Source organism: Pseudomonas sp. DG56-2, from assembly GCF_004803755.1.
Taxonomy (GTDB): Bacteria; Pseudomonadota; Gammaproteobacteria; order Pseudomonadales; family Pseudomonadaceae; genus Aquipseudomonas; species Aquipseudomonas auratipiscis.
The window spans coordinates 1,912,872-1,932,182 of record NZ_CP032311.1; the positions used below are offsets into that span (position 1 = coordinate 1,912,872).

The 19,311-nt window shown below is 59.7% G+C and carries 14 protein-coding genes and 1 pseudogene; 8 read left to right on the plus strand and 7 right to left on the minus strand.

Features of this window, described 5'->3' with window-relative positions; genetic code table 11:
- Window positions 1-35 precede the first annotated feature (35 nt).
- Window positions 36-770, minus strand: a complete 735-nt coding sequence (locus D3Z90_RS08905; RefSeq protein ID WP_136475389.1) for a phosphoadenylyl-sulfate reductase — start codon at window positions 768-770, stop codon at window positions 36-38.
- Window positions 771-899: 129 nt separating this feature from the next.
- Between D3Z90_RS08905 and thrH the strand changes: the two genes are divergently transcribed.
- The gene (gene thrH, locus D3Z90_RS08910; protein ID WP_136475390.1) at window positions 900-1,517 is read left to right on the plus strand and encodes a bifunctional phosphoserine phosphatase/homoserine phosphotransferase ThrH; all 618 of its coding nucleotides are present in this window, start codon (window positions 900-902) and stop codon (window positions 1,515-1,517) included.
- Window positions 1,518-1,584: 67 nt separating this feature from the next.
- Here the strand turns inward: thrH and pabB are convergent, their stop codons facing one another.
- From pabB to D3Z90_RS08930, 4 genes are all read right to left on the minus strand, one after another.
- Complete coding sequence (gene pabB, locus D3Z90_RS08915; RefSeq protein ID WP_136475391.1) at window positions 1,585-2,928, minus strand: aminodeoxychorismate synthase component I; 1,344 nt, start codon at window positions 2,926-2,928, stop codon at window positions 1,585-1,587.
- Between the two features lie 129 nt (window positions 2,929-3,057).
- Window positions 3,058-4,038 (minus strand): alpha-L-glutamate ligase-like protein, encoded by a 981-nt coding sequence (locus tag D3Z90_RS08920; RefSeq protein ID WP_136475392.1) that lies wholly within the window; start codon window positions 4,036-4,038, stop codon window positions 3,058-3,060.
- Window positions 4,038-5,570, minus strand: a complete 1,533-nt coding sequence (locus tag D3Z90_RS08925) for an inactive transglutaminase family protein (RefSeq protein ID WP_136475393.1) — start codon at window positions 5,568-5,570, stop codon at window positions 4,038-4,040. The genes D3Z90_RS08920 and D3Z90_RS08925 overlap by 1 nt, the downstream gene beginning before the upstream one ends.
- 5 nt (window positions 5,571-5,575) lie before the next feature.
- Entirely contained in the window at window positions 5,576-6,112 is a 537-nt protein-coding gene (locus tag D3Z90_RS08930; RefSeq protein WP_136475394.1) for an ATP-dependent zinc protease, read from the minus strand.
- 293 nt (window positions 6,113-6,405) lie between these two features.
- On the opposite strand from D3Z90_RS08930, the gene D3Z90_RS08935 reads away from it, so the two are divergent.
- The 6 genes and pseudogenes from D3Z90_RS08935 to prpD all read left to right on the plus strand — a co-directional run bounded on the left by D3Z90_RS08935 (window position 6,406) and on the right by prpD (window position 14,760).
- Window positions 6,406-7,116, plus strand: a complete 711-nt coding sequence (locus D3Z90_RS08935) for a GntR family transcriptional regulator (protein ID WP_136475395.1) — start codon at window positions 6,406-6,408, stop codon at window positions 7,114-7,116.
- Window positions 7,113-8,003, plus strand: coding sequence for a methylisocitrate lyase (prpB, locus tag D3Z90_RS08940; protein WP_136475396.1), 891 nt, complete (start codon window positions 7,113-7,115; stop codon window positions 8,001-8,003). The genes D3Z90_RS08935 and prpB overlap by 4 nt, the downstream gene beginning before the upstream one ends.
- Before the next feature lie 67 nt (window positions 8,004-8,070).
- Window positions 8,071-9,198, plus strand: a complete 1,128-nt coding sequence (gene prpC / locus D3Z90_RS08945) for a 2-methylcitrate synthase (RefSeq protein WP_136475397.1) — start codon at window positions 8,071-8,073, stop codon at window positions 9,196-9,198.
- 159 nt (window positions 9,199-9,357) lie between these two features.
- A complete protein-coding gene (gene acnD / locus D3Z90_RS08950) occupies window positions 9,358-11,946 on the plus strand; it encodes a Fe/S-dependent 2-methylisocitrate dehydratase AcnD (RefSeq protein ID WP_136475398.1) in 2,589 nt (862 codons plus the stop codon).
- 89 nt (window positions 11,947-12,035) lie between these two features.
- The gene (prpF, locus tag D3Z90_RS08955) at window positions 12,036-13,226 is read left to right on the plus strand and encodes a 2-methylaconitate cis-trans isomerase PrpF (protein WP_136475399.1); all 1,191 of its coding nucleotides are present in this window, start codon (window positions 12,036-12,038) and stop codon (window positions 13,224-13,226) included.
- A gap of 49 nt (window positions 13,227-13,275) precedes the next feature.
- Window positions 13,276-14,760, plus strand: a pseudogene (gene prpD, locus D3Z90_RS08960) (2-methylcitrate dehydratase).
- A 113-nt stretch (window positions 14,761-14,873) separates the two neighbouring features.
- Here the strand turns inward: prpD and acnB are convergent.
- Entirely contained in the window at window positions 14,874-17,483 is a 2,610-nt protein-coding gene (gene acnB, locus D3Z90_RS08965) for a bifunctional aconitate hydratase 2/2-methylisocitrate dehydratase (RefSeq protein WP_136478903.1), read from the minus strand.
- Between the two features lie 407 nt (window positions 17,484-17,890).
- On the opposite strand from acnB, the gene D3Z90_RS08970 reads away from it, so the two are divergent.
- Window positions 17,891-18,358, plus strand: coding sequence for a DUF1289 domain-containing protein (locus D3Z90_RS08970; RefSeq protein WP_136475400.1), 468 nt, complete (start codon window positions 17,891-17,893; stop codon window positions 18,356-18,358).
- A gap of 53 nt (window positions 18,359-18,411) precedes the next feature.
- Here the strand turns inward: D3Z90_RS08970 and D3Z90_RS08975 are convergent, their stop codons facing one another.
- On the minus strand, window positions 18,412-19,275 hold the full coding sequence (locus D3Z90_RS08975) for a universal stress protein (RefSeq protein WP_136475401.1): 864 nt from the start codon (window positions 19,273-19,275) through the stop codon (window positions 18,412-18,414).
- Window positions 19,276-19,311: the final 36 nt, after the last annotated feature.

Consider the following 19,311-nt stretch of genomic DNA (forward strand, 5'->3'; position numbering starts at 1 on the left):
AACCGGCCGAAGCCGGTTGTTTTGGCGCAGGGCGATCAGCCCTTGCTGATCAGGTTGCCGGCATGCAGCCCGCATTCCTTCTGAGTGGACTCTTCCCACCACCAGCGACCTTCGCGTTCATGCTGATTGGGCAGCACGGGCCGGGTGCAAGGCTCGCAGCCGATGCTGATGAAACCGCGCTCATGCAGGCTGTTGTAAGGCAGTTCAAGCATGCGGATATAGCCCCAGACTTCTTCACTACTCATCTGCGCCAGTGGGTTGAATTTGTACAAGGTACGCTCGGGGGTGGAAAACGCGCCGTCGATTTCCAACGCCGCCACTTGGCTGCGGGTGCCCGGGCTCTGATCGCGGCGCTGACCGGTGGCCCAGGCGCTGACGGTGCTCAACTTGCGCCGCAGCGGTTCGATCTTGCGGATCCCGCAGCATTCGCCATGGCCATCCTTGTAGAAGCTGAACAGGCCTTTGTCCTTGACGAAAGGGTCAAGCTTGCTGCGATCGGGGGAGAGGATTTCGATTGGCAGGTTGTAGTGTTCGCGCACCTGATCAATGAAGCGATACGTTTCCGGATGCAGGCGGCCGGTGTCGAGGCTGAACACCTTGACGTTCTTGTTCAGCTTCCAGGCCATGTCCACCAGCACCACATCTTCGGCGCCGCTGAAGGAGATCCACAGATCATCGCCAAAGTGCTCGAAGGCGAGCTTGAGGATGTCTTGGGGCGACTTGTTGGCATAGGTCGCGGCCAGGGCGGCGACGTCGAAGGGTTGGCTCATCAGGCGGCTTCCGGTTATTGAATGGCGCTTGGCGCTCGTAATCAGGCAATGTTAACAAAAATTGCCCGGGCAGACGCCGCGCATGTAGAGTGCCGCTTCCCATTTTTGCTGTTGTTCGAGGAGTGTGTTGTGGAAATTGCCTGTCTCGACCTGGAAGGCGTATTGGTCCCGGAGATCTGGATCGCCTTTGCGGAAAAAACCGGAATCGAATCGTTGCGGGCTACCACCCGTGATATTCCCGATTACGACGTGCTGATGAAGCAGCGCCTGCGCATTCTTGATGAGCATGGCCTGAAGCTTTCCGATATCCAGGCGGTAATCGCCACACTCAAGCCTTTGGATGGCGCTATCGAATTCGTCGACTGGCTGCGCGAGCGCTTCCAGGTGGTGATCCTTTCCGACACTTTCTACGAGTTCTCCCAGCCGCTGATGCGTCAGCTGGGCTTTCCGACCTTGCTGTGCCATCGTCTGCTTACCGACGAAACCGACCGGGTGACTGGCTACCAGTTGCGTCAGAAGGACCCCAAGCGCCAGTCGGTGCTGGCCTTCAAGAGCCTTTACTATCGTGTGATCGCCGCGGGCGATTCGTACAACGACACCACCATGCTGGGCGAAGCCGATGCCGGAATTCTGTTCCACGCACCGGAGAATGTGATTCGCGAGTTCCCGCAGTTTCCGGCGGTGCATGATTTCGAGGCGTTGAAGAAAGAGTTCATCAAGGCTTCCAATCGGTCGTTGAGTCTGTAGCGGCCTGACCGCGGTGCAAGCGCGCTCCCACCGTCTGAGTGGACGCACGCTTGCCCCGCGATGCTCGCTACAGGCTTTGCAGCGTATCGAGCAGTACCTTCACTTTGGTAATCGATTCTTCGTATTCCGCCTGCCATTGCGAATCGGCGACCACTGCGCCACCGCCCCAGCAGCTCACCTGTCCATCCTTGACCAGCAAGCTGCGAATGGCGATGGAGCTGTCCATCTCGCCGCGCACGTCCACATACAGCAATGACCCGCAATACAGTGCCCTGCGGCTGGGTTCGAGCTCATCGATGATCTGCATGGCGCGAATTTTTGGCGCCCCGGTGATCGAGCCTCCAGGAAAGCTGTCGGCGATCAGGTCCAGCGCATCCTTGCCGCTGGCCAGTTGGCCGGTGACGCTGCTGACCAGGTGATGCACGTTGGGGTAGCTTTCCAGGCTGAACAGTTCAGGTACCTTCACCGAGCCAATCTTGCAAGTGCGTCCCAGATCGTTGCGCAGCAAATCGACAATCATCAGGTTTTCGGCGCGGTCCTTGGTGCTGGCCAGTAGCTCAGCCCCGTTGCGTGCATCTTGCTCGGCATCCGCACTGCGCGGGCGGGTGCCCTTGATGGGTCGGGTTTCGACCCGGCCATTGCTGACCTGGATAAAACGTTCAGGCGAGAAACTCAGCAGGGCGCTGCCATCGGCCAGCAGTTGGAAACCGGAGAAAGGCGTAGGGCAGGCGCGGCGCACGGCCTGATAGGCATGCCAGGGGTCGCCCTGGCACGGCGCACGGAATCGTTGCGTGAGGTTGATCTGGTAGCAGTCGCCCGCATGGATGTATGCCTGTACCCGGTCAAAGGACTGGCGATAGGCCTCGGCGCTGATATCGCCGCGCATCGGTGCCATTAGCGAGAACTGCGCTTCGGCGGCCGGTGCCGGGGATTCAAACAGGCTGATCAGACGCTGGCGCTCGTCCTCGGCCAACTGCGGGTGGAACAGCAATTGCGTACGCCCATGCAGATGATCGCTGATAAGGGCCCAGGCATAGAGCCCAAGGCAGGCATCGGCCAGGCCCAGGTCGTCGGCTGCAAGGCTGGGTAGCTGCTCCAAGCGTCGTCCGAAGTCATAGCTCAGGTAGCCGATCAGGCCACCGGCAAAGGGTAGTTCGCTGTTGTCTGGCAACTCTGCCCGGCCCAGTTGTTCAAGGCTGATGCGCAGGCGTTGCAGGTAAGCCTTGCCGCCTTCGTCTGGCGCGGGCGCCAGGGTTTGCACGGGCCAGGCGCTGAGCAGGTCAAAGCGCCCGCGTTCGGCGTTCGGTCGAGCGCTGTCGAGCAGTACCGCGCCAGGTGCCTGGCGGATGCGCGCAAAGTAGGCCGCAGGGTCGGCCAGGTAGGGCAGGGGGTGAAGCGTACAGGTCGGCATGCAAGTGAACAGCTAAGAATGCGGGGGAGCGATTGTAGTCCCGTGCAGGTATGGCGCCTAGCGTTGAACGCCCTTAAGTGCCCGACGTGCGTCAACCAGGGCCGGTTGGCGCACGGCGGATGGATGCACTCAGTTCGACGGTATGTGGCCAAAGAGCTCCTGGGCGAAGCGTACACGCTCCTCGGGAGACTCCTGGCGACCGTCTTTGGCCAGTTGTTCCAGGTGCGCTTCTACCGCGTGGGTGCGCGTGGTCAGGCCGCAGTCGTTGGCGATCTGGATGTTCAGGCCAGGACGGGCGTTGAGTTCGAGAATCAACGGGCCCTTTTCCTGGTCGAGTACCATGTCGACACCGATATAGCCCAGGCCGCAAAGCTCGTAGCAACCGGCGGCCAGCTTCATGAAGCCGTCCCAGTTCGGCAGTTGCACGCCGTCCACCGCGTTGGTGGTGTCCGGGTGCTTGCTGATGATGTTGTTCAGCCAAGTACCCCGCAGGGTCACGCCCGTAGCCAGGTCGACACCCACGCCGATGGCACCCTGGTGCAGGTTGGCCTTGCCGCCCGACTGGCGGGTCGGCAGGCGTAACATGGCCATGACCGGGTAGCCCATCAGCACGATGATGCGGATGTCCGGTACACCTTCGTAGCTGATGCTCTTGAAGATCTGGTCGGGGGTGACCCGGTACTCGATCAGGGCGCGGTCGCGATGACCGCCCAGGGAGTACAGGCCGGTGAGGATGCTGGAAATCTGGTGCTCGATTTCCTCGTGGCTGATGATCTTGCCCGACACCGTGCGATAGCGGTCCTCGAAGCGATCGGCTACCACCAGGATGCCGTCACCGCCGGCGCCCTGGGCGGGCTTGACCACGAAGTCGCTGCGCCCACCGATGATTTCGCCAAGTTTGTCGATCTCTTTCTCGGTCGAGATGATGCCGTACATTTCCGGCACATGGATGCCGGCCTGGATCGCACGCTCCTTGGTGATGATCTTGTCATCGACAATCGGGTACAAGTGGCGCTTGTTGTACTTGAGGACATAGTCCGCATTGCGCCGATTGATACCCATGATGCCCCGGGCCTCCAGGGCTTTCCAGGTTTTCCAGAGACCGAACATCAGGCGTCAGCCTTCACGAAAGCTTTGAAACGTACCAGCTCCGTCAGGCGGTAGCCGCGGTAGCGACCCATTGCCAGCATGAAGCCAACCAGAATCAGCAGTACGGCCGGGAAGGTGAAGACGAAGTACACAAGCTCCGGCACGCTCATCAGCAGGTGGGCAATCGAGGCGGCGAACAGGGTGCCGATGGCAACTTTCATGGCATGGCCACCACCACGCTCTTCCCAGGTGATCGACAGGCGCTCGATGGTCATGGTCAGGATCACCATCGGGAACAGCGCCACAGACAGGCCGCGCTCCAGGCCCAGCTTGTGGCTGAACAGGCTGATGGCGGCGATCAGCACCACGACGAAGGTCAACACCACCGACAGGCGCGGCAGCATTTGCAGCTTGAGGTGTTCCAGATAGGAGCGTAGCGACAGCCCGAGCGCGGTAATCACTGTGAACAGGATGATGCCGAAGCCCAACTGCGTTTCACGGAAAGCCAGGGCGATCAGCACCGGGGTAAAGGTTCCCAGGGTCTGCAGGCCGATCAGGTTGCGCAGCACCAGGATCACCAGAACGCCGATCGGGATCATGACCATGATCATGAAGGTCTGCTGGGTTTGCAGCGGCAGGCCGTAGAGCGAGTATTCGAGGAAGTCGGCGTCGGTGTTCTCATCAGTCAGCTTGGCCAGGCGGATGGCGTTCATCTCGCTGTTGTTCAGGCTGAAGCTGACATTGGCTTTTTTGCCGCCATCGACGGTGATCAGATTGTCATCACCGGTCCACCACAGCAGGCGGTCGGTTGGTAGGCCTTGCTCGCCGGTATCCGGATTGAAGTACAGCCAGTCGGTGCCATTGAAGCTGCGCAACCACAGTTCAGGGGTTTGCGGTTGGTCGGCCACCAGGCGAATGGTGTGGACTTTTTCGACCGGGACGTGCGCGATCGACAGCAGCAGGTCGATGACCTTGGCTTTGTTCAGGGACGAGGTGTCGCCTGCCAGCAGCAACTTGACGTTATCGTCATTGAGGTTGTTGACCCGCTTGATGGTCTCGCTGACAAAGGTCTCGACGTCGGCAGAGTGCTGGCGAATGGGGGCCATCAATGCTTCGGCGGCGATTTTTTCCGGGCCTTCCACGGCCAGGCTGTCGCGGAAAGTCGGGCCCTTGATCTTGGCTTTTTCGGTGCTGTAGCGCTTGGTCAGCACCAGGCGGTAGTACAGGGTCTGATTGCCGCTGGCGCGGCGGGCCGACCAGGTTACCTTGCGGTTGCCGTCGACACGGTTGACGCTGACGCCATAGTTGTTGGAAATGAAGCTCTCATTGAGGCTGACATAGTCATGGCTCAACGGGGGCACGAACATCTGTACCTTGACCGGGTCCTTGGGGTTGGCGACGAACTCGACCTTGGCGTCGATGTTCCACAGATCGTCGGTCTCGTCTTCGGTCACCGGGATCCCGAGAAAGAAGATCTGGTAGGCCGTGACAATGATGCCCAGCAGCACCAGTACGGTGATCAGGACTTTCAGATGAAGGGTAAGAGAGCGCATCGGGATTACTCTGCGGTTTGAGCGTCAGGGGCGCAGGCAGGTTTGCCGGCCGCGTATTTAAGGCTTGGGTCGACCAGTGCATCAAAGTGCTTCAGCGCCTCGGAGCCAATCAGCAGCGGGTACTGGAAAGCACTACGGTCGGTCAGGTTCACTTCGATCACGCGTTTGGCCGTCCCCATGCAGATGTTCATTTCGATAACCGGGCGGGCAGTGTAGGCCTTGCCTTCATCCGGGTTGTAATCGCCGGCACGTCGCTTGATCTTGCTGACACGGGCCAGAGGCCGTTCTATCGGATGCGCGTGGGCTGCGTCAATTGCCAGGTAGAAGCGTACCCAGGATTCGCCATTGCGCTTGAAGCGCTTTATGTCGCGGGCGCTGAGCGAGGCGGTCTTGGCACCGGTATCGAGCTTGGCGGCAACCTCCAGGTCGATATCGGCAAGACGGGCGTATTCATTAAGACCGTACACGGTCTTTTCCGCGGCCTGGCCGAGGGCAGGCAACAAAAACAGGCTGAGCAACAGTGGGAGGGGCGTAAGTCTCATAAATCCTGGCGCGGTGCTGTGCGATGTTTGGGTCAAGGCCACTGGCAGTTCTGCGCAAGCTTCCTCGTTTATCTGCCATCACCACAAAATGATGGCAAGCACACTATTCATGCCCTGTGTGGGGGCGCGGCATTCTATCACGCTGGTGTGCTGGCGCCAGCGGCTGGACTCTGACAACAGCAGGGGCGGTGAGTTTCGTTCTTAGACGATTGTCGACAATATTGATTTTGTCTTTGACTATGCCGCTGGATTTGGCTAGTTTTGGCCTCATTGATTTACGAGGTGTCGACAATATGCTGGATACAGCCCAAGCGCCTGGCGCAATAGCCGAGGATTCCGAAACACTCTCGGAAAACGTCTTCCGGCGTATCCAGGCGGCCATTGTCAAGGGTGAGATCGCCCCTGGCAGCAAAATCTCCGAGCCAGAGCTGGCGCGCACCTACGGCATTAGCCGCGGCCCGCTGCGCGAGGCCATCCATCGCCTCGAAGGCCAGCGCCTGTTGGTGCGGGTGCCTCATGTCGGTGCGCGGGTGGTTTCGCTAAGCCATGCCGAGCTGATCGAGCTGTACGAGATTCGCGAGTCGCTGGAAGGCATGGCCTGTCGCCTGGCTGCCGAGCGTATGAGCGTAGCCGAGATCGACGAGCTGCGCCGGGTGCTCGACACCCATGAGCGGGATGCCACCTTCCAGGCTGGGCTGGGCTACTACCAGCAGGAAGGCGATTACGATTTTCATTACCGGATCATTCAGGGCAGTGGCAACCGCACCTTGGTGCAGATGCTCTGTGGCGAGCTGTATCAACTCGTGCGTATGTACCGCATCCAGTTCTCCGCCACGCCCAATCGACCACACCAGGCGTTCGCTGAACACCACCGGATTCTCGATGCCATCGCCGACCGTGACGGTGAACTGGCCGAGCTCTTGATGCGTCGTCACATCGGCGCCTCCAAACGCAATATCGAGCGTCATTACCTGGACGCTACCAGCCCACGAGGTGAGTCATGAGTCAGAAAAGCAGTCCCGGCCAGCGTTTTCGTGATGCTGTCGCCGCCGAGCACCCGCTGCAGGTCGTCGGTGCGATCAACGCCAACCATGCGTTGCTGGCCAAGCGAGCCGGCTTCAAGGCGATTTACCTGTCGGGTGGCGGTGTAGCGGCCGGCTCCCTGGGCCTGCCGGATCTTGGTATTACCGGGTTGGATGACGTGCTCACCGACGTGCGCCGGATCACCGATGTATGTGATCTGCCGCTGCTGGTAGACGTGGACACCGGCTTCGGTTATTCGGCATTCAACGTGGCGCGCACCGTCAAGTCGATGATCAAGTTCGGCGCGGCGGCCATCCACATCGAGGACCAGGTTGGCGCCAAGCGCTGTGGCCACCGTCCAAACAAGGAAATCGTCTCTCAGCAAGAGATGGTCGACCGCATCAAGGCCGCCGTCGATGCCCGTACCGACGACAGCTTCGTGATCATGGCGCGTACTGACGCCCTGGCCGTCGAAGGCCTGGAAGCTGCGTTGGACCGTGCCGCGGCCTGCATTGAAGCCGGTGCCGACATGGTCTTCCCGGAAGCCATTACTGAACTTGCCATGTACAAGACCTTCGCTGATCGAGTGAAAGCGCCGATCCTGGCGAACATCACCGAATTCGGTGCGACCCCTCTGTACACCACCGAAGAGCTTGCTTCGGTCGACGTATCGCTGGTGCTCTACCCGCTGTCGGCATTCCGCGCCATGAACAAGGCGGCCGAGAATGTCTACACCGCGCTGCGCCGCGATGGCACTCAAAAGAATGTGATCGACACCATGCAGACCCGCATGGAGCTGTACGACGCCATCAACTACCACGCGTTCGAGCAAAGCCTCGACGCTCTGTTCGCCCAGAAAAAGAACTGAACCGTAGCTGCGGGCCTGACCCGCGATTAGCCAAGATTCCATAAAAATTTCAAGAACGGAGAAAGACATGGCCGAAGCAAAAGTACTCAGTGGTGCCGGCCTGCGTGGTCAAGTGGCCGGGCAAACCGCACTGTCTACCGTGGGCCAGGCTGGTGCCGGCCTGACCTATCGTGGTTACGACGTACGTGACCTGGCCGCGGGTGCCGAATTCGAAGAAGTCGCCTACCTGCTCCTGTATGGTGAGCTGCCGAGCAAGGTTCAGTTGGCCGAGTACAAAGGCAAGCTCAAAACCCTGCGCGATCTGCCGCAAGCACTCAAAGAAGTGCTCGAGCGTATCCCGGCTGACGCCCATCCGATGGATGTGATGCGTACCGGTTGCTCGATGCTCGGTACTCTGGAGCCTGAACTGACTTTTGAGCAGCAGCGCGACAAGACCGACCGTCTGCTGGCACTGTTCCCGGCAGTAATGTGCTACTGGTACCGCTTCAGCCATGACGGCGTGCGTATCAACTGCACCAGCGACGAAGACACCATCGGTGGCCACTTCCTGCACCTGCTGCATGACAAGAAGCCGAGCGAACTGCACGTCAAGGTGATGAACGTCTCGCTGATTCTTTACGCCGAGCACGAATTCAACGCATCGACGTTCACTGCCCGTGTGTGCGCCTCCACCCTGTCTGACTTGTACTCGTGCATCACGGCGGCCATTGGCTCGTTGCGCGGCCCGCTGCATGGTGGCGCGAACGAAGCGGCAATGGAACTGATCGAGCGTTTCCAGAGTCCGCAGGACGCTGTGGCCGAACTGCTGCAGATGCTCGAGCGCAAAGACAAGATCATGGGCTTTGGCCATGCCATCTACAAAGAGTCCGACCCACGTAACGAAGTGATCAAGGGCTGGTCGAAGAAGCTCGCTGACGAAGTCGGTGACACTGTGCTGTATCCGGTGTCCGAGGCGATCGACAAGACCATGTGGGAGCAGAAGAAGCTGTTCCCCAACGCCGACTTCTACCATGCCTCGGCCTATCACTTCATGGGCATTCCAACCAAGCTGTTCACCCCGATCTTCGTCTGCTCGCGCCTGACCGGCTGGGCAGCGCACGTGTTCGAGCAGCGCGCCAACAACCGCATCATCCGTCCGAGCGCCGAGTACACCGGCGTCGATCAGCGCAAGTTCGTGCCAATCGAACAACGCTGAGCCTGAGGCAGTAAGCCTGTCAGCGCCGGGTAGGAGCGGGCTTGCCCCACGATTGCGACTTATCCGAGAGGTCGCAGTCGCCGGGCAAGCAAGCTCTCACCCACGGGCATGCAGACGGCCTGCCAGCCACTGAATTTACCGTGATTGAGTCCCTGTGCCATGAATACTGAATTTCGCAAAAACCTGCCGGGCACTGGCCTGGATTATTTCGATGCTCGCTCGGCTGTCGATGCGATCAAGCCCGGCGCCTATGATCAACTTCCCTACACCTCTCGCGTATTGGCAGAAAACCTGGTGCGCCGCTGTGATCCGGCCAGCCTCAATGCGTCACTGAGCCAACTGATCGAGCGCAAGCGTGACCTGGACTTCCCTTGGTTTCCTGCGCGTGTTGTCTGTCACGATATTCTTGGTCAGACCGCGCTGGTCGACCTTGCTGGTCTGCGTGATGCCATCGCCGATGGCGGCGGTGATCCGGCCAAGGTCAACCCAGTGGTGCCGGTGCAACTGATCGTCGACCACTCGTTGGCAGTGGAATGTGGCGGCTTCGACCCACAGGCGTTCGAGAAGAACCGCGCTATCGAAGATCGTCGAAACGAAGACCGTTTCCATTTCATCAACTGGACCAAAAAGGCGTTCAAGAACGTCGATGTGATCCAGCCAGGCAACGGCATCATGCACCAGATCAACCTGGAGAAGATGTCGCCGGTGATCCATGCCGAACGTGGCGTGGCGTACCCTGATACCTGTGTCGGCACTGACAGCCACACTCCGCACGTCGATGCCTTGGGCGTGATTGCCATCGGTGTTGGCGGTCTGGAGGCCGAGAACGTCATGCTCGGCCGAGCCTCGTGGATGCGCCTGCCGGAAATCGTCGGCGTCGAGCTGTCCGGCAAGCCCCAGCCAGGCATCACCGCGACCGACGTAGTGCTGGCCTTGACCGAGTTCCTGCGCAAGGCAAAAGTCGTTGGCGCCTACTTGGAATTCTACGGCGAAGGTGCTCGCGCCTTGACCCTGGGTGATCGTGCGACCATCTCCAACATGGCACCGGAATACGGCGCCACCGCTGCGATGTTCTCCATCGATCAGCAAACCATCGACTATCTCAAACTGACCGGCCGCGAAGACGAGCAGGTCAAGCTGGTCGAGACCTACGCCAAGGTCGCCGGCCTGTGGTCCGACAGCCTGGTCAACGCCGAATACGAGCGCGTGCTGCGCTTCGACCTGTCCAGCGTCGTGCGTAACATGGCGGGCCCGTCCAACCCGCACGCCCGCGTCGCCACCAGCGAGCTGGCAAGCAAGGGTATTGCCGGTGAATGGCAGGAAGTGCCGGGACAGATGCCGGACGGTGCGGTAATCATCGCCGCCATTACCAGTTGCACCAATACCAGTAACCCGCGCAACGTGATCGCGGCAGGCCTCTTGGCGCGCAATGCCAACAAGCTTGGTCTGGTGCGCAAGCCATGGGTCAAGTCGTCCCTGGCTCCGGGCTCGAAAACTGTGGCCCTGTACCTCAAGGAAGCCGGTCTTGACCAGGAGTTGGAAGAACTCGGTTTCGGCATCGTGGCGTTTGCCTGCACCACGTGCAACGGCATGTCCGGCGCTCTGGACCCGGTTATCCAGCAGGAAATCATCGACCGCGACCTGTACGCCACCGCTGTGCTTTCGGGTAACCGCAACTTCGACGGCCGTATCCATCCTTATGCCAAGCAAGCCTTCCTGGCTTCTCCGCCGCTGGTGGTGGCCTATGCCATTGCCGGTACCATTCGCTTCGACATCGAAAAAGACGTCCTGGCGGTGGTTGATGGCAAGGAAATCCGTCTCAAGGACATCTGGCCGAGCGACGAGGAAATCGACGCGGTGGTCCGTGCCTCGGTGAAGCCGGATCAGTTCCGTCAGGTGTACATACCGATGTTTGCCATCGAGGAAGATCGTGGTCCGAAGGTCGAGCCACTGTACGACTGGCGCCCAATGAGCACCTACATCCGTCGTCCGCCGTACTGGGAAGGTGCGCTGGCCGGTGAGCGTACGCTCAAGGGTATGCGTCCGTTGGCGGTGTTGCCGGACAACATCACTACCGATCACCTGTCGCCGTCCAACGCCATCATGCTCGACAGCGCAGCCGGTGAATACTTGGCGAAGATGGGCTTGCCGGAAGAAGACTTCAACTCCTACGCGACCCACCGTGGTGACCACCTGACCGCACAACGTGCAACCTTCGCCAACCCGAAACTGTTCAACGAAATGGTCCAGGAAGGCGGTAAGGTCAAACAGGGTTCGCTGGCGCGGATCGAGCCGGAAGGCAAGGTCACTCGCATGTGGGAAGCCATCGAAACCTACATGGAGCGCAAGCAGCCGCTGATCATCGTTGCCGGTGCCGACTACGGCCAGGGCTCATCTCGTGACTGGGCGGCCAAAGGTGTGCGTCTGGCGGGCGTCGAGGCCATCGTTGCCGAAGGCTTCGAACGTATCCACCGCACCAACCTGGTGGGCATGGGTGTGCTGCCGCTGGAGTTCAAGCCGGGGGTCAATCGCAAGACCCTGGAAATCGACGGCACTGAAACCTATGACGTCATCGGTGAGCGTACGCCGCGGGCAACCTTGACCTTGGTGATCACCCGTCGCAATGGCGAGCGCCTCGACGTGCCTGTGACATGCCGTCTGGATACCGCCGAAGAAGTGTCGATCTACGAAGCGGGTGGCGTGTTGCAGCGCTTTGCCCAGGACTTCCTCGAATCAGCGACAGCCTGAGGTAAGGCCTGATCGCGGGACAAGCCTGCTCCAATGGGGGTGGGCTTGTCTCGTGATAGCTCCCCAAAAGCATCAACAGGACAACAGCTATGGCACATGTTCCTCAAGTGAAAATCCCCGCCACTTACATTCGTGGCGGCACCAGCAAAGGTGTGTTCTTCCGTCTTCAGGATCTGCCCGAGAGTGCGCAGATTCCCGGTGAGTCACGCGATGCGTTGTTGCTGAGAGTAATCGGCAGCCCGGACCCTTACGGCAAGCAAATCGACGGCATGGGGGGTGCTACTTCCAGCACCAGCAAGACCGTGATTCTCTCGCGCAGCATCAAGGCCGAGCACGATGTCGACTACCTGTTCGGGCAAGTGTCGATCGACAAGGCGTTCGTTGACTGGAGCGGTAACTGCGGCAACCTATCGGCTGCCGTCGGCTCTTTTGCGATCAGCGCTGGCCTGGTCGACAGCAGTCGTGTGCCGCAAAACGGCATCGCCACCGTGCGGATCTGGCAAGCCAACATCGGTAAGACCATCATCGCTCATGTCCCGATCACCAACGGTGAAGTGCAGGAGACCGGCGACTTCGAGCTCGATGGCGTGACCTTTCCGGCCGCAGAAGTGCAACTAGAGTTCATGGACCCGGCAGCGGACGAGGACGGCGAGGGTGGTTCGATGTTCCCTACCGGCAACCTGATCGATGACTTGGAGGTGCCGGGTATCGGCACGCTCAAGGTTACTTTGATCAACGCCGGTATCCCGACCATTTTTGTTCAGGCCCAAGCGATCGGCTACACCGGTACCGAGCTGCAGGACGCGATCAACAGCGACCCGCAAGCCTTGGCCCGTTTTGAATCCATCCGTGCCCATGGCGCGGTGCGCATGGGCTTGATCAAGCACGTCGACGAAGCTGTCAAGCGCCAGCACACGCCTAAAGTGGCATTTGTCGCGCCAGCAACGGCTTACCAGTCGTCCAGTGGTAAAGCTGTGGCAGCCACAGACGTTGATCTAGTGGTACGTGCGCTATCCATGGGCAAGTTGCACCACGCCATGATGGGTACGGCAGCCGTGGCCATCGGCACCGCAGCGGCGGTTCCCGGCACCCTGGTCAACCTCGCGGCCGGCGGCGGTGAGCGCAGTGCAGTACGTTTCGGTCATCCGTCGGGCACTTTGCGCGTTGGCGCCGAAGCCCGTCAGGTGAATGGTGAATGGACCGTCACCAAAGCGATCATGAGCCGTAGTGCTCGGGTACTGATGGAGGGTTGGGTGCGCGTACCCGGTGATGCCTTCTAATCAGTAGCGGCGCTTGGCTCCCTGTTTGCCTACAACAGAGAGAAGTGAAATGAGTGCCAACGTTGATCTGAATAACCGCCCTGACTACGACCGGGTGCTGCAGGACATTGCTGACTATGTCCTGAACTACAAGGTCGAGTCCGCGCAGGCGCTGGATACGGCGCGCAATTGCCTGATGGATACGCTGGGATGCGGCCTGTTGGCGTTGCGCTTCCCCGAATGCACCAAGCACTTGGGACCGTTGGTGGAGGGCACGGTGGTGCCGTACGGTGCGCGAGTACCGGGCACCTGCTACCGTCTGGACCCAGTCAAGGCAGCCTGGGACATTGGTTGTATCGTCCGCTGGCTCGACTACAACGACACCTGGCTGGCCGCCGAATGGGGGCATCCCTCGGACAACCTCGGTGGCATCCTTGCGGTGGCAGACCATCTATCGCAAAAGCGTGTGGCTAATGGCGAAGCGCCATTGAGCATGCGGGTAGTGCTTGAGGCCATGGTCATGGCCCACGAGATCCAGGGGGTGATAGCCTTGGAAAACTCGTTCAATCGCGTTGGTCTGGACCACGTGCTACTGGTCAAGGTCGCGTCTACTGCTGTGTGCGCCAAGCTGATGGGCGCCGACCGCGAGCAGTTGTTGTCGGCATTGTCCCATGCGTTTGTCGATGGCCAGGCGCTGCGCACCTACCGTCATGCGCCCAATGCAGGCTCGCGTAAGTCCTGGGCGGCGGGGGATGCTTCAAGTCGCGGTGTACGCTTGGCGGACATCGCCCTGCGCGGCGAAATGGGGGTGCCTGGTGTACTGAGTGCCCCGCAGTGGGGCTTCTATGATGTATTGTTCAGCCATACCAATAAGGATCTGGCGCTCAAGCCTGAAGACAAACGCACCTTCAGCTTCTCTCAACCCTTCTCCAGCTACGTGATGGAAAACGTACTGTTCAAGATCAGTTTCCCTGCCGAGTTCCATGCCCAGACCGCTTGTGAAGCAGCCGTAGCGCTTCATCCGCAGGTACGCAATCGCCTGCATGAGATCGAACGGATTGTGATCACCACGCATGAGTCGGCGATACGGATCATTTCCAAGGTTGGCAAGCTGGCCAATGCCGCTGATCGCGACCACTGCATCCAGTACATGACCGCCGTGCCGCTGATCTTCGGCAATCTGGTGGCCGAACAGTACGAGGATGAATTCCATGCTGCGCACCCCATCATCGATCGCTTGCGCTAGAAGATGGATATCGTCGAAGACCCTCGGTTCACGCGTGAGTACCTGGAGGCCGACAAGCGCTCGATCGCCAATGCCGTGCAGGTATTTTTTAATGATGGGTCAAGCACTGAGCAGGTGCTGGTGGAATACCCGATAGGCCATCGTCGGCGCCGTGCCGAAGGTATCCCGTTGTTGGAGGAGAAGTTCAAAGCCAGCTTGGCAACGCGTTTTGCCGGGCAGCGGGTGAATGAGATTTTTGCTTTGTGCAAGAATCAGCAAGTGCTTGAGGCGACGGCTGTGCATCGATTTGTGGATCTGTTTGTGATTTAGGCGTCTGTGGGAGCTGCGGTGCGACGACTCGACTTGCGCCGCGATTGTATGGGTTGGACAGCCAAAAACAAAGAGCCCCGCCGATTGGCGGGGCTCTTTTACGCTAAGTCAGCTTAGGCTTGAACGACCGGGATGTTGGCGCTCGCAGCAGCTTCACGGAACTCGGCGATCTGGTCGAAGCTCAGGTAGCGGTAAACGTCGGCAGCCATGCTGTCGATGTTCTTCGCATATTCCATGTACTCTTCGACGGTTGGCAGCTTGCCCAGAATCGAGGCAACAGCAGCCAGTTCGGCCGAGGCCAGGTAGACGTTAGTGGCGTCGCCCAGGCGGTTCGGGAAGTTACGGGTCGAAGTGGAAACCACAGTCGAACCGGTCTGTACGCGTGCCTGGTTACCCATGCACAGCGAGCAACCTGGCATTTCCATGCGTGCACCGGCTTTGCCGTAGATGCCGTAGTAGCCTTCTTCGGTCAACTGGTGGGCGTCCATCTTGGTTGGCGGAGCCAGCCACAGACGGGTAGGGATGCCACCCTTGACCTTCTCCAGCAACTTGCCGGCAGCGCGGAAGTGACCGATGTTGGTCATGCACGAACCGATGAACACTTCGTCGATCTTCTCGCCTTGTACGCTCGACAGCAGGCGAGCATCGTCCGGGTCGTTCGGCGCGCAGAGCACAGGCTCTTTGACGTCGGCCAGGTCGATCTCGATGATCTCGGCGTATTCGGCGTCCTTGTCGGCTTCCAGCAGGACTGGGTTGGCCAACCAGGCTTCCATCGCTTGAGCACGACGCTCCAGGGTACGGGCATCGCCGTAGCCTTCGCTGATCATCCAGCGCAGCAGGGTAACGTTCGACTGCAGGTACTCGGCAATGGCCTTTTCTGGCAGCTTGATCGAGCAACCGGCAGCAGAACGCTCAGCCGAGGCGTCGGACAGTTCGAACGCTTGCTCGACGGTCAGTTCGTCCAGGCCTTCGATTTCCAGGATGCGGCCGGAGAAGGCGTTGATCTTGCCCTTCTTCTCGACGGTCAGCAGGCCTTTCTGGATGGCGTAGTAAGGGATGGCGTGAACCAGGTCGCGCAGGGTGATGCCGGGTTGCAGTTTGCCCTTGAAGCGCACCAGTACCGACTCCGGCATGTCCAGCGGCATGACGCCGGTGGCTGCGGCGAAGGCGACCAGGCCGGAACCGGCCGGGAAGGAAATGCCGATCGGGAAGCGGGTGTGCGAGTCACCACCGGTACCGACGGTATCCGGCAGCAGCATGCGGTTCAGCCAGCTGTGGATGATGCCGTCGCCAGGACGCAGGGACACGCCGCCACGGGTGCGGATGAAATCCGGCAGGGTGTGGTGGGTGTTGACGTCGATTGGCTTCGGATAGGCCGCAGTGTGGCAGAACGACTGCATGACCAGGTCAGCAGAGAAGCCCAGGCAGGCGAGGTCTTTGAGCTCGTCGCGGGTCATCGGGCCAGTGGTGTCCTGGGAGCCGACGGTGGTCATCTTCGGTTCGCAGTAGGTGCCAGGACGAACGCCTTTGCCTTCTGCCAGGCCGCAAGCCTTGCCGACCATTTTCTGTGCCAGGCTGTAGCCCTTGCCGGTGTCGGCTGGGGTTTCAGGCAGTTTGAACAGATCGGTTGGGCCCAGGCCCAGTTCGGCACGCGCCTTCTCGGTCAGGCCACGGCCGACGATCAGCGGGATACGGCCGCCAGCGCGGACTTCGTCGAGCAGTACTTCGGTTTTCAGCTGGAAGTTGGTGACCAGCTCGTCGCTGCCGTGACGACGCACTTCGCCCTTGTACGGGTAGACGTCGATGACGTCGCCCATGCCCAGGTTGGTGCAGTCGAACTCGATTGGCAGAGCGCCGGCGTCTTCCATGGTGTTGTAGAAGATCGGGGCGATCTTGGTGCCGAAGCAGAAACCACCGCCGCGCTTGTTCGGCACGTAAGGGATGTCGTCGCCGAAGAACCACAGCACCGAGTTGGTGGCGGATTTACGCGAGGAACCGGTACCCACTACGTCACCGACGTAGGCGACCGGGAAGCCCTTGGCCTTGACTTGTTCGATCTGCTTGAGGGGGCCGACAACGCCTGGTTGCTCAGGCTCGATGCCGTCACGGGCCATTTTCAGCATGGCCAGGGCGTGCAGCGGGATGTCAGGGCGCGACCAGGCGTCCGGGGCAGGGGACAGGTCGTCGGTGTTGGTTTCACCAGGGACCTTGAAAACGGTCAAGGTGTATTTGTCTTCGATGGCCGGACGGGCAGTGAACCACTCGCCTGCAGCCCAGGATTCCATGACGGCCTTGGCGTGAACGTTACCGGCCTTGGCTTTTTCGGCGACGTCGTGGAAGGCGTCGAACATCAGCAGGGTGTGCTTGAGCTGTTCGGCAGCAACAGCGGCCAGTTCAGCGTCATCCAGCAGCTCGACCATGGTGGCGATGTTGTAGCCGCCCTGCATGGTGCCCAGCAGTTCGACAGCACGCTTCTTGTCGATCAGTGGGGAAGTGGCTTCGCCTTTGGCGATAGCGGAGAGGAAGCCGGCCTTTACGTAGGCAGCTTCGTCCACTCCTGGTGGAACGCGATTGGTGATCAGGTCGACGAGGACTGCTTCTTCGCCAGCAGGAGGGTTCTTCAGCAGCTCGACCAGGCCTGCGGTTTGTTCGGCGTTAAGCGGCTGGGGCACGATACCCTGGGCGGCACGCTCTTCGATGTGTTTGCGGTAGGCTTCAAGCACAGTTATTACCCTCATCAGTGGTCCCAAATGGGTGTCCGGGACGCTCATCCAGAAATTCCGGCACCCGTGCGCAATACGGCTTCTTGGGCCGCGTAGCCAGGGTTGCAGGAAATCCTTACAGAAGCTGCTTTCAAAGTTTTACGCCTGTAGAACGGAGGCTGATGAGGGCTGGCGAGGGATATGCGACAGGCGAATATCCCAGGCCAACGCCGTTCTACCGGATCAACTGTGCTCGTGACGCTTTGAAAACAGCTTCTAACGGACATTTGGCGCCTTAAAAAGGCCGGGCAATTCTACTGGAAAAAGTTGATAAAGGTAAGGCGCGCTTCATCACTTTAGCGGGTGACCCCCGTTAGACAAAGGGCTAACATGACAGCCTGTTCCACCGCATAGCTGTCGGTTTTTTCATGTCCAATCAGTCAATTAAAACGCCTTGTGTCGGCCTGTGTTCCACGGTTTACGGGGATCTGGTGTGTCGTGGCTGCAAGCGTTTTCATCATGAAGTGATCAATTGGAACGGCTATAACGAAGATGAAAAGCGCGCGGTCTGGCTGCGTCTTGAGCAATTGCTGGTACAGGTCATGGTGGCCAAACTTGAGGTCTTTGATGCCGAGCGCCTGCGCCAGCAACTGGTGCAGCGCAAAATCCGCTTTGTGCCACATCAATCCGAATACTGCTGGGCCTATCAGTTGATCGCCCGCGGCGCGCGGGTAATTCGCGAGCTGGAGGCCTATGGCATGGTGTTGTTGCCGGAGTTTCGTGGCTGGGAATTGCCCGAACTGCGTGATGCCATTGATCGGGAATTCTTCTTGCTGTCCGAAGCGCATTACCAGCGCTATATCGCGCCAGGCTTTCTCAAGGATGCCCTGGGTTAAATTCGTTTGCCCCGCGATCCGTATAGCGCGGGGCAAACCCTACGATCCAGGCCTCAGCCCCGCGCCAGCTCGGTCAGGTGGACTTTTGCTTCATCGCTCTTGAGTACCAACACGTCGCATTCCAGCGAATCGAGCACAACCTCGGCAGTGTTGCCTATCAATGCGCCGGAGATGCCCGTACGGGCCACGGTGCCGATCACGGTCACCACCGCATCGTACTTCTTCGCGGTGTAAGGAATCAGCACATCGGCTGGGCCCTCGGCAACATGTAAGCGATCATCCTTGATGTCGAATTCGGCTTGGAAGGCGGTGCATTCTTCGCGATAGCGCTGCTCGATGGTTTCTTTCAATTGATACACCGGGTCGGCCGCCGAGAGCATCGGCGACGGATGGGCGCTGATCACATGCAGGTCGCCCTTGGCCAGGCTGGCGATCTCGTAGCCATGATTGATGATGCTCGTATGCAGTAGACGATGCGGTTCGTCGTGATTGCCGACATCCACGGCGGCGAGGATTACCCCGCCGGTCCACGGCCGCTCGGTCTTGACCATCAGCACCGCGCACGGGCATTGGCGCAACAGTTTCCAGTCGGAAGGGGTGAGCAGGGCTTTTTTCAGGGGGTTGTCTGGCCGGTGCTCCTTGATGACCAGCTCGCAACCTTCAGCTTGTTGTACGCTGATGATCGATTCATGCAGGGTGTCATGCCACGCTTGTTCGTAAGTCACATTGTTGTAGCCGTCGTCGTGCAGTTGGCTGCACAACAGGCTCAACAAGGCGCTGTGGTCGTGTTTTTTATCGCACATCAACAAGTGCAGACGAGCACCCGTGACGCCTGCGATCAGTTTCGCCCGGGTCAGGGCCCGGCTGTGGGCGTGCTCGGGATCGAGTACCACCAGGATGCTGCGTACTTCTAGCATGAGCGTGAACTCCCTTCAGAATTGGTCACCGCTGTC